At 42.3% G+C, this 14,799-nt stretch carries 8 protein-coding genes; 3 read left to right on the top strand and 5 right to left on the bottom strand.

Annotation, left to right across the window (positions count from 1 at the left end; genetic code table 11):
- Window positions 1–81 precede the first annotated feature (81 nt).
- From L0657_RS01245 to L0657_RS01225, 5 genes are all read right to left on the bottom strand, one after another.
- Window positions 82–3,141, bottom strand: a complete 3,060-nt coding sequence (locus tag L0657_RS01245; RefSeq protein WP_235148528.1) for an amidohydrolase family protein — start codon at window positions 3,139–3,141, stop codon at window positions 82–84.
- 58 nt (window positions 3,142–3,199) lie between these two features.
- Window positions 3,200–4,657: a SusD/RagB family nutrient-binding outer membrane lipoprotein gene (locus L0657_RS01240; protein WP_235148525.1), complete on the bottom strand. Its 1,458-nt coding sequence runs from the start codon at window positions 4,655–4,657 to the stop codon at window positions 3,200–3,202.
- A gap of 51 nt (window positions 4,658–4,708) precedes the next feature.
- Window positions 4,709–8,329 (bottom strand): SusC/RagA family TonB-linked outer membrane protein, encoded by a 3,621-nt coding sequence (locus L0657_RS01235; RefSeq protein WP_235148523.1) that lies wholly within the window; start codon window positions 8,327–8,329, stop codon window positions 4,709–4,711.
- 214 nt (window positions 8,330–8,543) lie between these two features.
- On the bottom strand, window positions 8,544–9,563 hold the full coding sequence (locus tag L0657_RS01230; protein ID WP_235148521.1) for a FecR family protein: 1,020 nt from the start codon (window positions 9,561–9,563) through the stop codon (window positions 8,544–8,546).
- 155 nt (window positions 9,564–9,718) lie between these two features.
- Window positions 9,719–10,192: a hypothetical protein gene (locus L0657_RS01225; RefSeq protein ID WP_235148518.1), complete on the bottom strand. Its 474-nt coding sequence runs from the start codon at window positions 10,190–10,192 to the stop codon at window positions 9,719–9,721.
- Between the two features lie 249 nt (window positions 10,193–10,441).
- Here L0657_RS01225 and L0657_RS01220 point away from each other — a divergent pair, with 249 nt between their 5' ends.
- The 3 genes from L0657_RS01220 (at window position 10,442) to L0657_RS01210 (ending at window position 14,761) form a co-directional block, all read left to right on the top strand.
- Window positions 10,442–11,677, top strand: coding sequence for a nucleoside recognition domain-containing protein (locus L0657_RS01220; RefSeq protein WP_235148517.1), 1,236 nt, complete (start codon window positions 10,442–10,444; stop codon window positions 11,675–11,677).
- Window positions 11,678–11,789: 112 nt separating this feature from the next.
- Entirely contained in the window at window positions 11,790–13,286 is a 1,497-nt protein-coding gene (locus tag L0657_RS01215) for a TolC family protein (RefSeq protein ID WP_235148516.1), read from the top strand.
- Between the two features lie 59 nt (window positions 13,287–13,345).
- Complete coding sequence (locus L0657_RS01210; protein WP_235148515.1) at window positions 13,346–14,761, top strand: efflux RND transporter periplasmic adaptor subunit; 1,416 nt, start codon at window positions 13,346–13,348, stop codon at window positions 14,759–14,761.
- The last annotated feature ends 38 nt before the right edge of the window (window positions 14,762–14,799 follow it).

The following is a 14,799-nucleotide window of genomic DNA, read 5'->3' as shown; positions in this document are numbered from 1 at the left end:
AGGTGCATAGCACCGTAATATTTGTAGAAAACCCGGAAATTATGAAATAAGCCAAAGGTGCAGCGCACCGAAATACTCCGGTCAATCAGCCTTTTTCAGCAACCTATCTATCAGAAATATTTCGCCATTTCTGATAACCGTATTCACATTCAAAACATCTTTGATATTTTTTAACGGATCACCATCAATAATCACAAGATCAGCAAGTTTGCCGGTTTCCAGCGTACCAAGATCTTTGCTTACCCCAAGCGCTTCGGCAGAAAATAAAGTAGCGGAACGTAAAGTTTCAAAAGGAGAAATCCCTCCATCTACCCATGACTGCAATTCAGCGTGATAACTCAGTCCAGGCTGAATAATCGGTGAATCGGTACCCGGCGTAACATGGCCGCCCTGGTCGATCATCGCCTTCACGGTTTTTTGTATATTACCAAAAGAAGAAAGGAATGCAGGATTATTTTTGATCCGAAGCGACGTCATATTCTTTAACTCGCCAATTGCATCTTCGCTGTAAAAAGCCTTAAATTGTTTGTTAGCAAAAAAGTCAGGATCTTTTTGTACCAGCATTGGAAGTCCACCCTGAAGTGATGCCGTCGGCGTGATGTTCATGCCTGATTTCACAAGCAATTCCACAACATCCTGATAAGAATTATTTAATGCAGATAATTTGGGAGAATATCCACGTCGGCTCGTTGCGCCCATGTGCTCCACCGCATCCACACCATATTTCATAGCGGGATAAATTTCATGTGACGAAACCGGTATACCCAGATTATGTGCAAAAACGGTAACACGCTGCTGCATGGCGTCTGGCATACGGACATATGTTTTCATCATATCATACCCCAGCCGTTTTGCCTTTTCCAATTCAAGATCAAGCTGCGCACCGGCTACGTTTCCAACATTCATTCCATAATAAATCCGGCTTCCGTCCAAGATTCCACCCGTGTAAAAATTACGTGGACCAGCTCTGCGACCGCTCGCCCAGGATTCCTTTCGTTCAATAACGTCATAGGGATCTCCGCCCGGTTCACGAATTGTTGTAATCCCATATCCCAACCACAGTCTGCCTAATTGCTCGCCAGCAGCAGCAGTCTGGTGGGTATGCATTTCTATAAGTCCGGGGATAACGGTTTGCTTCGAAGCGTCGATTAGTTTACCAGCTCTTCCAGCCTTGTGCGGTTCAATTTTCTGGATTCTGTTGCCGGCAATAATAACATCAACATTGGTCAGATATTCCTTAGAACGCCCGTTGAATAGCTTTCCTGCATGAACGACAACCTGTCCTGTTGGCTGTTTAATTTTGTAAGTTAAATCAATCGGAAGCGTTATAACCGAACCATCAGCAAGCGAAATTTTCTTGATAACGTCAGTCGCCATATACACTATACTTTTCGAATCGCCTGTCCAGCTTGGGTTTTCTGCCAATTCGTTTGTTAATCTTCTCGGCGCATTTAACAGATTCCCTTCCTTATCTACAGCAACTGTCCACAAAACGCCATCCATGGAAAACGCAAATTTCGTTCCGTCCGGTGACCAATATGGTCCGTTTTTCCCTCTCGTGGATAGTGTCTTTTCGTTGATCGGCGTAATGAATTTGAAAGTTTTATCAACCGTTGATATCACCAGAAATTTGCTGACACCTTCACGGTAGCGAGAGGAAAACGGCTGCAAGGCTGAAATAACGACAAACTTTCCATCCGCAGACCAGCTTGGCTGCGATCCGTCAAATAATGGCGCATACAAAACGGTTTCCTTGTTGGAAGAAAGCTCAACCATTTTCAGAAAATATCGTCCAAAAGCAGCCGGATCTTTTTGATAGTAAGCGATTTTGGATCCGTCAGCTGAGAACGCGGGAAATGTAATATTATCTGTTGCATTCAAAACCAGCTTTTCATTTCCGGTCGCCATATCTCTTACATATAAATCCATATTTCCCTTTCTGTCGCAAACGTAAGCAAGCTGCTTTCCGTCAGCTGACCAGGCCGGATCAATTTCTATGAAGGAATCATTGGTTAATTGCACTGGTTTGTCAGAACCTTTTTTCAAAAGCCACATATCTCCCAAAGCAGTAAAAGCGACGCTGTTTCCATCAGGAGAAACCACCGGACCGCGAATTCCCATTACTTTATTGGTAGCAACAGAATTGAAATCATGCACTTTCAGTTTGTATTTGTCATGCGACAAAGTCATTCCGACTTCGAATGGAATTGTACTTACTGATTTATCACCCAGCTTTCTTTTTTTTATCAAACCGTCGGAGGTATACAAATATTCAGTTTCAGAAATCCAGGCAACTTTGAAAGGAAAAACGTCTTCTGTGTTTTCCGATAAAGTCTCCCAGTCGCCGCCGTCAACTTTTGCGATATCCAGCAAACTTTTTCCCTGATCAAAATTATTAAAGATTATATTCTGCTCTTTTGGATGCCAAACCGGCGATGAAAGCTTGCCTTTACTTGTCAGAAATAATTTTTCTTTTCCCTTTGCATCCATAATGTAAATTCCCGGGCCGGAAGTTCTTTCAGAAACATAGGCGATTTGAGAGCCGTCGGCAGAGTAAGAAGGAAAAAAATCATTGGCTGCGTCTTTGGTCAATTGTGTCAGTTCACCTGATGCAAGATCAAGTTCCCAGACATCATAATTTCCGCTTCGGTCAGAAGAAAAAACCATCTTTTTTCCGTCAGGAGAATAAGAAGGTTCGCGGTCATCAAAAACCCCCGAGGTGATTTGAACTGGAGTTCCGCCATTCAAGCCCACGGTGTAAATATGAAAATTACCATCCCAGAAAGCCTGAAAAGCAATTTTTGATCCATCGGGAGAAAATACCGGCTGACGGCAATCGCCCATCGGATCGGTTAATGGTTTGGCTTGTCCGCCGGAGAAAGGAATGCTGTAAATTGTCCCCTGCAAATCCATGACGATCGTCTTTTTATCGGGCGATAATGTCAGGGCAATGTTGGTACCTTCCGTTAATTTAACTTTCACTGAATCTACTGCAAAAGTTGGTTTTGAAGCGATGTTACCCGTATCGGCCAAGGCAGTATTTAATGGTAGAACAGACAGTATTAACGGTATTGTTTTGAAATATTTTTTTGAAAAGGAATTGAGCACGTTGAAGGAATAGGCATTGAATTTGTTCATCATAAGCGCTGTTCAATTGTTAACAAAATATAGCCTGCCCATCCGGACAGGCTACTAAATTTTATTTCGCATTTACTGCTGTTTTGACAAAAACACCTGGAACCGGATTCGGCGCACTGGTATTTGAATTTACTTCTGCCTCGCTATAAAGCATTCTTTCCGGTAAAGTCGCGCCAGCACTTGGCGTTAATTTTACCCCAACTGTTTCACTTCTTGTACGACGCAAGTCATTAAAACCAATAATCTGTCCGTTGAAAGTGATGTAACGTTCCATCAAAATCTCCTTTAATAACGCCTGATCTGCCGTCAATCCGGTTGTGTTTAACATACCGCCCGAAGCAAAATCTTCAGCTGTATAAGGTTCGTATTTATATTTAAAAGTCCCGGTTTTATATGTCGCATCCAGGTCACCGCCGGTGTTCAGATAAGCACGGTATACATTTAATTTCGCCAAACCAGCTGCAAATCCTGTCGTGCGGGCCAAAGCTTCTGCCGATGTCAAAACATTTTCAGAATAGGTAGCCAGCGGATATGGAGCCGATTGCCCGAATAACCCGCGAGAAGTTGCCGAGCTGTTTGTATTGGGCGAAACCGGAATAACCACGCCGGTGGTACTAACGGTAATGAAATGATGATTAAAGCGAGCGGTTTCATCTGTTTTCGTATTCCCTTTGTAAGTCGCGCTCGCCGGATTTAACAAAGTTGGAGCCAACGCAAGTGAAGCGTTGATATCACCAACACGGCTACGGGCGATGAAAGCATACATCAAATTTTCATTGACATTCAAAGTTGTTCCGTGCGTCATCACAAGTGATCTCGCAGCACTGGATATACCTTTTTCCGCAGCCGTCGCAGCCAGTGCATACTCCTTCGTTTCTAAATAAAATCTCGATTTTAAGGTATAGGCAGCGTCTTTCCATTTCGTCGCATCGCCTGCAAAGTGAATATCCGCTGCGCCGGGAGAAGTTCCCAAACCGGATTCCAGATCCGCGATCGCTTCGTCAAGCAGAGTCTGAAGTTTTCCATAAACCTGAATCTGAGGTTCGAACGCAGGGTTTGGGAAATTTGTAATATCCGACGCTTCTGAAAACGGGATATCACCAAAACATGCTGCTGCCGTACCCAGGGCATTCGCCTGAACCACCTTTGCAATTCCCTGCACCAAACGGTTATTTGTAGCTTCAGATTTTTCAATTACCAGTTTTGTTTGTTCGACAACACCCTGATAAGTAAATTTCCAAACATCGTTGAATGAAGCGCCGGTAACGTTATAGCTGTAAATATCTTTATACTGGCGGTCCGTCCCGGTAAAATATCCGGACCACATCGCAGCGACGCGTGCCAGGTGACCTTCCTGAACCGATATATTTCCCAGCTGAGCTCCTGTAAGTATTAGATTTGCGGAGGCATCTGTTGGATTGTTTAAATCCGTATTTAGATTATCCACCATCGACTCGCAGGAAAGCATCCCCGCCATGAGGAAAAGTCCTGCCGCCCTGATTAGTTTAGCTCTTTTCATTTTATTTTTTGTTTAATGATTTGGGTCATTTGAATCAGTGAAATATCGGGATCAGTAATTGACCTTCAGCGAGAAAATGTATGATCTCGTACCAGGCGAATTGAAATAATCCATATTGCGACCAGCCGGTGTTCCTGACAAATTGGTATCTGGATCTATTCCTACGACTTTCGTCCATAAGATCAGGTTACGGCCTGTCGCAGAAAATTCGATTGATTGAAGCTTCGTAACTTTTCTGAATTTTTCTGAATCCAGACGATAGGAAAGTGAAAGCTGACGAAGACGCGTCCAGCTGCCGTCTTCAACAAATTGTTCTTTCAAAGACCCAAAACCACTTCCCAAAGTCGTATACCAGCTTTCGTCCATTAACACAGGACCTGCGCCAAAATCCTGCAAATTACCACGAACCGTGCTTCCTGCTGTCAGCGTTTTTCCTGCATAATTTTTAGTATCCTGAGTCAGGGTAACTTCATTGCCCGTATCTCCATGCGTACCAAAATTGTACATAACACCTCTTGTTCCACTGAAATAATCACCTCCCTGGGAAGTTTCAAACAAAACGTCTAATGAGAATTTCTTGTAGGAAAGGCTCGTTCCGAAACCACCGATCCAATCCGGATTAGGATCACCAACCACGCCTGTTACGGGATCAGCCGTCGGAAATCCGTTGGCATCCAGTTTTTTAGTACCATCGTCATTCAGCGCATATTTACTACTCCAAAACACACCCGTTGGCTGCCCCACTACCGCCCTTGCGTCAAGGAAGTTTTCTATTCCCCCAACAAGGTATAGTGATTGTGTTCCGGCCAAATCCAGCACCTTGCTTCTGTTACGTGTGAAATTTCCGCGAAGCGACCAGGTTAAATCTCCTTTTTTGATCACATCATAAGTAAGATCTGCTTCAAAGCCTTTGTTTTGAAGTTCGGCTGCGTTGGTATATTTCGTCGCAAAACCTGTACTTGGTGCAAGAGTTACCGGCACCAAAACGTCTTTGATTTTATTGTTATAATAGGTTAAACCTGTACGCAATCTGCTGTTGAAAAAGCGAAGGTCCGCTCCGATTTCATACTCTGTTTTACGCTCAGGTTTCAGATACTGGTCACCTAATGAAGCGCCCTGACTGTATGCCCCGTTTCCGAATTGTGATCCGACCAGGTTATCTCCCCATGGATTTGCTGTATAAACTGTCGAAGAAAATGTCGTATTGGAACGATATGGAAGCGGCTGAACACCCACAACTCCATAAGAAGCGCGAAGTTTACCAAAATTGAGTACACGATTATCTTCAATGGCTTTCAGTCTTGTAAACAGCCACGCTACGTCAGCGGAAGGATAATAAAATGTTTTTTCGGACAATGCTCCAAAAGAAGACGCTGATTCCGCTGCGGCGGACAGATTTAAAAACAAGGCGTCATAAGCTCCAAAACTTGCCGTTGCATAAGTACGAATCGTTCTGACTTCTGTTTTCAAATTTACAGGCGTTCTGTTCAGCGAAGTAGCGTTTGCAAAGTTGGCAGGTGCGTCAGCAACCAGGAAGTTATTGATCGTCACACCCATATTATTGTACTTCCGGTTGTTGATGTTAAAACCGATAACATAAGTAGACGTGAAATTCGAACCAAAATCCTTTGTCGCACGAGCCAGTAAATCTCCGTTCACCTGCGCTTCGCGGGTTGTCTGTTCCTGATACTGACCTGTCCCGGCGCCGGTTATATCATTGACTGGGAAATAATTAATCTGCTCATCGGTGTAGGTATCAAGTCCGGCCCTCGCAATGATATCCAGCCATTTGGCAGGTTTAATTCCCAATTCCGCACTGTTCATGAAACGGTTTACATCCGTCGAATTTTGTTGCTCATATAGTGACCAAAGCGCGTTATTGTTGGCAGGATTTATTACCGCACCCAGATAACTTCTGTAACCGCGTTGCCTGCCCAGAATCGGAGAGGCCGTTGGACTGGAATAATAACTTCCCTTATAATCCGAGATATCAAAATCAGCCGGATTACGGGCAAGTCCTACCATGGCACCGGCAAGGTTATTACCGCGTTGAATTCTGTCTGAATAACTTTTGGTATAAGCCGCGCTGACTGCCAGGCGAACAATATCATTAAATTTCCTTTCCGCATTGAATCGCAAAGTCGTTCTGTTATAGGTACTGTTTCCGCGCTGAACACCTTTTTGGCGAACATCACCAATACTAAAAAAGAACGTTGTCTTTTGATCTCCGCCACTTAAACTTAGCGCATTGTCATAATAACTTCCGGTTCGGAAAACTTTGTCATAGTTGGATTGGTTATAAGTTTCCTTCGAGTTTTTCTTGATGATCGGATAATATTTCGTTCCGTCTTCTGCTTCAAAATATTGGCCTGATGTATTTACTTCATCCGCGCCTCCTGCTCTCGACTCGATTTTATCGCCCCAAGCGTTTGCTCCGTTTGGGTTATAAATTCCGGCAGAACCTTGTCCAAATTTATTTTGAAATGGATGATACCCATTAATCTGATCTGCTGAATAAGTTGAAGTGAAAGAAATGTTCATTTTATTTCCTTCGGCACCTCTTTTGGTCGTGATCAAAATTACTCCATTTGCAGCGCGGGATCCCCAAAGCGCCGCCGCCGAAGCACCTTTCAAAATCTGCATGGAAGCAATATCATTCGGGTTGATATCATTTAAACGCGACTGAGGCACCACACCACCAGAATTCCCACCTTCTGTGGTACTGCTGATCGGGATACCGTCCACAACCACCAGCGGCTGCGTATTTCCTGTTAAAGTATTTTGTCCACGGATCTGAATGAAGGAAGCAGCACCCGGATCAGCGGCTGCGCGCGAGATTTGTACACCGGCTGCTTTTCCCGATAATCCATTGATCAAACTTGTTTCGCCAGATTTCGTGATCGCGTCTCCGCTTACTTTGCTGCTTGTTGAGCCCAGCCGATCAGCGGCCTCTTTAAAACCCAAAGCCGTCACGACAACTTCGGAAAGTGCCTGTACGTTTTCATTTAAAACAATATCAATAACCGATTTATTGGCAATCGGAACTTCCTGGGTAACAAAACCGATGTATGAGAAAACCAGAATTCCGTCCGTTGTCGGAACGTCCAATTTATATGCGCCATCTACATCTGTCGTCGTTCCAATATTTGAGCCTTTCAACAAGATGTTAACACCCGGAATTGCAGCGCCGTTGACCTTATCAACAACCTTTCCTAATATGCCGAATGCTTTATTTTGATATGATTCCGTTGCGTCTGCTTTTAACAAAGCCGACGGGTCGATGGTGCTTCGTCCTTGTTTATTCGGAGAATTCCCTTCTTTATATAATACATAAAACCCTTCTCTGGATTTCTGGTAAGTTATCTTTAAATCTTTCAGTATTCTGTCAAGCCGCTTTTCGATAGTAGCGTCTTTTTCAATTGCGTTAATCACTTTCGTATCAATCTCGACATTTTCCAAAAGCTCGGTCTGGTATGCAATCGACACATTGAATTTTGTTTCCAGATCTCTCAGACAATCCCTGAGAAGTACATGATTTGGCCGCTTCTGGTTAGCATCAAGAAGAACATTTGTGGTTTTGGGAAATGAAGCCATAATCCTCGCCTCTACTGGCGACTGACTACAAATTAGCCCCAAAATCGGATAACACAGCATTTTAGAAGTGATCTTCATAAGGAATAACTGGGTGAAAATGATTAACGATAATGCATACACGTACGAACGAATCCTCACGGATTATTGCGGGATAATCCATGTGGTTTGCGGCAGAAATCGCATAGGATTTCTAAAAACTAGCGGTAATGTTTCTGTAAGAATAGGGTTTGCTATAAATCTTTCCAGTTTGCGGCTCAGGATAAGATTTTCCCTTTTGTGTGTCTGATCAGGCTTATTCTGCCAAGACCAGTTTGTTGTCTTTCTTTTCTAACTTTAACTGAAATAAATGTGCTATATCTTCGATTAAAAGGGCCGGATTGTTGTCAGATAACGGAATAGATCCCGAAAGCCGTTTTTTCAAAAGTTGGACATTGGCTACCTCGACGTGCAAGCCATAATTTTCTTCAACATGCACGAGCATTTCTCCGAGCGAAGTACCGTCGAGCGTCCATTTTCCATTTGTCCAGGAATAATATGTTTCCGGATTTACTACGGCTTTTTTTACGTCGCTTTTTTTAGCGAAAGTTTCGTCAGTTTCTATTAAATCGCCGGGTTTCAGGTAAATTTCTTTTTCTGCACCTGTTTTTTCAGGCAAACTCAGTTTGATACTTCCCGACTTTAACACCACACAATCGTGATTCGGGCGGTTAATGACGTTAAATTCAGTCCCCAAAACTTCAATCTTTTTTCCGCTTGATAAATGCACTATAAACCTGGCGTTGTTTTTCAAATGGGTTATGCTGAAAAATGCTTCCCCGTCGAGCCAAATCTCGCGTGGATTTTCATCCCAGGACCTGTTATATTTTATTTTGCTATTTCCATTTAAAACAACTTTCGAACTATCGGGCAAAGTAATATGCCGGATCTGCCCGAATTCCGTAGCGATTTCTACAGACTTATTTTTTGAATGAAGAAAAAAACAAAATGCAACAACGGTTATCCCCATCAGTACGGCAGCCAAACTGGTCCAGTTGAAATTTATGGAATTAATTTTGTCCTCGTTTTCAATTTTCAAAAACGCTTCATCTGCAATGTTATCTATTTCCTGCGATGTATTGTTCCAGATATCATTTTTTGAAATTGCCAGTTCAACCAGTAATTCTTTATTTTCGTGGTCAAGCTCCATTAACCATTGCTCAGCCAATTCACCGTGATATGGACTTTCGCTCATCCAAACTTCCACCATGGCCTCGTCAGCATCCGAACATTTCCCCTGAAAATATAGCATTACCAACTCCTTAGTCACTTTCATAATCTAACTTTCAGGTGAGAAAGACGCCCCAAATAACTTCTTTGGCATTTCTATATGTATAGAGTCATTTTATTTGCCCATACCCTATCAATAGTTGTAAAATATTTTAAAATAAATAAAAATACCGTCTTTTCAAGATACCTTATCGCTATTAATCATTTCGCTTTCACGACACTTCGGCCATATCCTTTCGTTTGTCTGATTTTCAACTGATCGCCGACAATCTCTACTCTTTTGAATTCTTTGAACGCGCCTTCTTTATCAAGAAAACCGATGATGCAGGTAAGTTCTTCCTCACCTTTTTCTAACTTCACTGTTGGCTGGATACCAAAATTGGGAAGTGTCAGATTGTCCTCCGCTTCCAGCTCTTTGTATTTTATTTTAACTAAATATTTAAAAGTATCCTCAGTTTCGAAAACATCCACAGCAAACTTCCAGTCGTTAAGATTATCCTTATCTTTCACTTTCTCACTATAACTTGCCACTGCAACCTCAGTGACAACCTTCCGCTTCGTTGGGATTGTGTCGTTGAGAACTGTCATTGACGAACCATCTTTTCCGTCACTTTCCGTTTTTTTGTTGCAGGAAAATAATAATACAAGCGCCAGGAGGTAATAATACTTTTTCATAGGAAACGAATCAATGCGAGTTTGTATGAGAAGTTTGAAGATAGGAATTCAATCTTAAAAATCATTCCAATCCAGGATTAAGATTAAGTTATCTTCAAAATTCGAATGATTTCTAAGGCATTTCACCGAAGTCTATCCGGCAATGTTCGCCAATTACTGGTTTCTCAGGAATTTAATTTATTTTCGAACTTATAATTATTCCTGACCAGCAATCCATTTCCCTTTTTCGATAAATTTCTACCTCATCCAATGGCCCTTAATTACATTTTCATTGCCTTTTTTGTCATTGCTTTTGTCGTTTCTCTTTTCAAATTTATTTTGTTCGGCGACACCGAAACGTTAAAATTGGTTGTGGAAGGGATTCTGAATTCGTCAAAAGTAGCTGTGATGGATATTGCGCTGCCACTCGCGGGAGTCATGACTTTTTTTCTCGGAATTCTAAACGTCGGAGAAAAAGCTGGCGCAATCAATATTCTGGCAAGAATTATCGGGCCTTTTTTCAGTAAACTTTTTCCCGAAGTACCTAAAAATCACCCGGCTAACGGACAGATGATTATGAACTTTGGCGCCAATATGCTGGGACTTGATAATGCGGCAACGCCATTTGGCTTGAAAGCCATGCAAAGTTTGCAGGAACTTAACCCAAGCAAAGATACCGCTTCCAACGCCCAGATTATGTTTCTGGTGTTGCATACTTCGGGATTGCAAATTATTCCATTAAGCATTATCGCACAGAGGGCAATTCTCGGCGCTGCTGATCCTTCAGATATTTTTATACCTTGCGTCATTGGCACTTATGTAACTACTGTAATCAGCTTAATTATTACGGCAGCCTGGCAAAAAATAAATCTATTCAACAAAACCGTCATTCTGGGACTTGGCGGCGTTACGGCGATACTGGGATTATTGCTTTGGTATCTGACCAGTTTGCCCAAGGAACAAATTGAAACGATTTCCATCGTTGTCGGCAATTCGCTTCTATTATTTATTATCACTTCATTTCTGCTCGGCGCACTTTACAAGAAAGTAAATGTTTTTGATGTGTTTATTGAAGGTGCCAAAATGGGGTTTGAAACATCTGTCAAAATTATGCCTTATCTGGTGGGTATGTTGGTAGCTATCAGTGCATTCCGCAGTTGCGGGGCGATGGACTATTTACTGGACGGCCTTCGGTATATCATCGTAAGTTCTGGTGTCAATAGCGATTTTACAGACGCTTTGCCTGTTGCTTTAATGAAACCACTGAGCGGCAGCGGAGCGCGTGCATTGATGATAGAAGGCATGACAAAATTTGGCCCGGATTCATTCGTTGGCCGGCTTGGTTGTATTTTCCAGGGATCGGCTGATACAACCTTGTATATAGTTGCACTCTACTTCGGATCTGTCGGAATTAAAAATTCCCGCTACGCCATTGTTGTGGGCCTTATCGCGGATCTGATAGGAGTTCTTGCCGGCATATGGCTAGGTTATCTGTTTTTCCATTAATTCAATTTATTGTAAAATACCCATTTACCTACTTATGCAACCGTCCGTACTAAATGGATGGTTGTTTTTTGTAGCATCATGTAATATTGAATATCTAACACAATATGGTCATATGATAAAATTGTTACAAAAATCTGCACTTATCACGCTGACGCTATGCGGACTTGTTGTATTTCAATCGGCTTACGGACAAACTAATGTTCCGGCAAAAGCGGATAATACCTATTCGCTTGAAGAGTGCATTAAGATCGCCCTGGAAACAAATCCACAAGTAAAACAGTCGGAACTTCAGGTGGAGCGTGATAATAACATTCATGCACAGTCGCGCTGGCAACGCTGGCCAAGTTTAAGTTTTAATGCCGCACAAGGCTTTAATTCGGGTCGTAACATTGACCCTTTTACGAACCAGTTTGTGCAGCAGAACATCAGCCAGAACCAGTTTCAACTTGGTTCCAGTGTTATTCTTTTCAGCGGTTTTCAGTTGAAAAATACGGTTAAAAGAAATGAAATCAACGTTCAGGCAAGTCAGAAAGACCTGGATGCGGCCAGAAACGATATTATGCTGAATGTTGCGCTGTCATATCTGCAAGTGATAAGCAATGAGGAATTAATTATGGTGGCCCAGCGTCAGGTGGATGCTTCCGTATTACAGGTTGATCGTACTGCCAAACTTGTAGAAGCCGGAACTCTGGCTGAAAGCAATGTACTGGATCTGAGAGCACAGCTTGCCAACGACGAATTGACTTTGGTAAATGCTCAAAATAATCTGGAAACTGCAAAACTTAATTTGAAGCAGTTGATGAATATGCCGGGAAGTGAAGAAATTAACCTGGTGAAAATTCCGGTCGCTGATCCAAATTTGACTGCTTATGACGCAACAATCCAGCAGATCTATGAAACTGCGATGGGTAATCTTCCGCAAATGAAAGCAGCCGAATTAAGGATCGAAGCAGCCAAAAGAAATACGGAAATAATCAGAGGCGCCGCCATGCCGACCTTATCATTGAATGGTGGAATCAATACTGCTTTTTCAAGTGTAGCTCCAAAAGAAAGATTTGTTTCTGACGGAACTACCGGACAAACAACGGTTGTAACATCAGCAACAGATTATATTATTGTAAATGACCAGCAATTACCAATCGTGCAGACGGTTACGACGCCAGGTGGTTCGTTACGTCATTTCGGATATTTGGATCAGCTCAACTTTAACAGAAACTCTTCTGTAAACCTGAGTTTGCGTATCCCAATTTTTACGAATTTTCAGGTTAGATATAACGTCGCAAATGCGAAGTTACAACAGCGTACGACTGAGTATCAGGCTCAGCAGGTTCAGCTTACGATCCGTAAAAATGTTGAACAATCCTACATTGACATGACCAATGCTGCCAAACGTTATTCAGCAACGGCAAACCAGGTCAGAGCTTTGACAGAAGCTTTTCGTGTTGCACAAGTTCGTTTTGATGTTGGTGCAATTAATTCCGTTGAATACAATATTGCCAAAGCAAATCTTGACCGTGCAAACGGAAACCTTATTCAAACAAAATACGACTACGTGTTCCGCACAAAAATCCTGGATTTTTACATGAACCGTCCTTTGTCAGATTTCTAAAATATCATTCATTTTTTTCAGCCTGAAAAATAAAACTACCGTAAACCAATAAATAAATTATGGCGCGTAAATCTTCAAATAAAGTATGGTGGATTGTGGGAGGCATTATCGTCCTTCTCGTTGCCGGGTTGTACGTGGCAAAGGAATTAAAATGGATCGGCCAGCCAAAACCTACGGAAGTTGAATTTTCGAAGGTGAAAAAGAATGACATCATTGAACGTGTCAGCGCTTCCGGGAAAGTTCAGCCGGAAGTTGAAGTAAAACTAAGTCCGGACGTATCCGGGGAAATCACTAATTTATATGTTGCAGAAGGTGATTCAGTAGTGAAAGGCCAGCTGCTTCTTAAAATTCGCCCGGATAATTATGAGTCTTTGATGGCAAGGGCGCAAGCTGCTGTTAATTCGAGCAAGGCAAGCCATGAACAAACAAAAGCTCTGGTTTTACAGGCGGAAGCACGTTTGGTTCAAACAAAACTTGTTTATGACCGTAACAAAAAGTTATATGCGGACAAAGTAATTTCTGCTTCTGACTTCGAACAATTTGTTTCAAATTATGACGTGGCGAAACAAGACGTAGAGTCTGCAAAAGCGAACGTATCTGCTGCTTTATACAATATTAAAAGCGCCGAGGCTAGTATGCGTGACGCCGCAGAAAACCTGCGTAAGACAACAATTTTTGCTCCGGTCAGCGGGATTATTTCTTTGCTTAATGTAGAAGTAGGAGAACGCGTGGTGGGAACTTCGCAAATGGCAGGTACTGAAATGATGCGAATTGCCAATTTAAGCAATATGGAAGTCCGGGTGAATGTAAATGAAAATGATATTGTGCGCGTAACCCTTGGCGACACGGCAGAAATCGATGTGGATGCTTATAGCGCATCAGGCCGTAAGTTTAAAGGTATTGTAAAGGAAATTGCTAATACTGCCGCAGGCCTTGCATCGTCTACTGCCAGTAGCAGTGCAGCCAGCAGTGCTTCGTCTGACGCTGTCACAGAATTTGAAGTAAAAGTTAAAATCCTGAACGAATCGTTCAGCGACCTGATGGCTACCCGCAATAAAAAGTCATATCCTTTTAAACCAGGGATGACTGCTTCGGTGGAAATTGTTACGGAACGGAAAAATAAAGTCATCTCTGTTCCGATCGCTTCGGTGACGACGCGTAACAATAAGACGAACCCAGAAGACAAGGATAAGAACCCAGAAGAAAATGCAGAACCTGAAAAACCAAAAGGTCAGAAAGAAGAAGCTATCAAAGAAGTAGTTTTTGTGCGTGTCAATGGAAAAGCAGAGATGCGTGAGGTAAAAACGGGCATCAGCGATTTTGAAAATATTGAGATTTTATCCGGATTAAAAGAAGGTGATGAGATCATTTCCGGGCCTTATATAGTAGTATCTAAAACACTAAACAACGGTGACTTAGTGGACAAAAAGAAAGAAGAAGTAAAAAAAGACGAAAAAAAATCAAATGAAAACTAGAAGAGCGTCGTTACAAACATGTAATAAGTTCGATTTAG

It is taken from the genome of Dyadobacter sp. CY345, assembly GCF_021502725.1.
Taxonomy (GTDB): domain Bacteria; phylum Bacteroidota; class Bacteroidia; order Cytophagales; family Spirosomataceae; genus Dyadobacter.
Note: the sequence above shows the minus strand (reverse complement) of the source record. Positions and strands in the feature narration are given on the sequence as shown.

Coding starts and splice junctions, on each gene's coding strand:
- L0657_RS01245 (WP_235148528.1), bottom strand. CDS start 3,141: ATGATGAACAAATTCAATGCCTATTCCTTCAACGTGCTCAATTCCTTT.
- L0657_RS01240 (WP_235148525.1), bottom strand. CDS start 4,657: ATGAAAAGAGCTAAACTAATCAGGGCGGCAGGACTTTTCCTCATGGCG.
- L0657_RS01235 (WP_235148523.1), bottom strand. CDS start 8,329: ATGAAGATCACTTCTAAAATGCTGTGTTATCCGATTTTGGGGCTAATT.
- L0657_RS01230 (WP_235148521.1), bottom strand. CDS start 9,563: ATGAAAGTGACTAAGGAGTTGGTAATGCTATATTTTCAGGGGAAATGT.
- L0657_RS01225 (WP_235148518.1), bottom strand. CDS start 10,192: ATGAAAAAGTATTATTACCTCCTGGCGCTTGTATTATTATTTTCCTGC.
- L0657_RS01220 (WP_235148517.1), top strand. CDS start 10,442: ATGGCCCTTAATTACATTTTCATTGCCTTTTTTGTCATTGCTTTTGTC.
- L0657_RS01215 (WP_235148516.1), top strand. CDS start 11,790: ATGATAAAATTGTTACAAAAATCTGCACTTATCACGCTGACGCTATGC.
- L0657_RS01210 (WP_235148515.1), top strand. CDS start 13,346: ATGGCGCGTAAATCTTCAAATAAAGTATGGTGGATTGTGGGAGGCATT.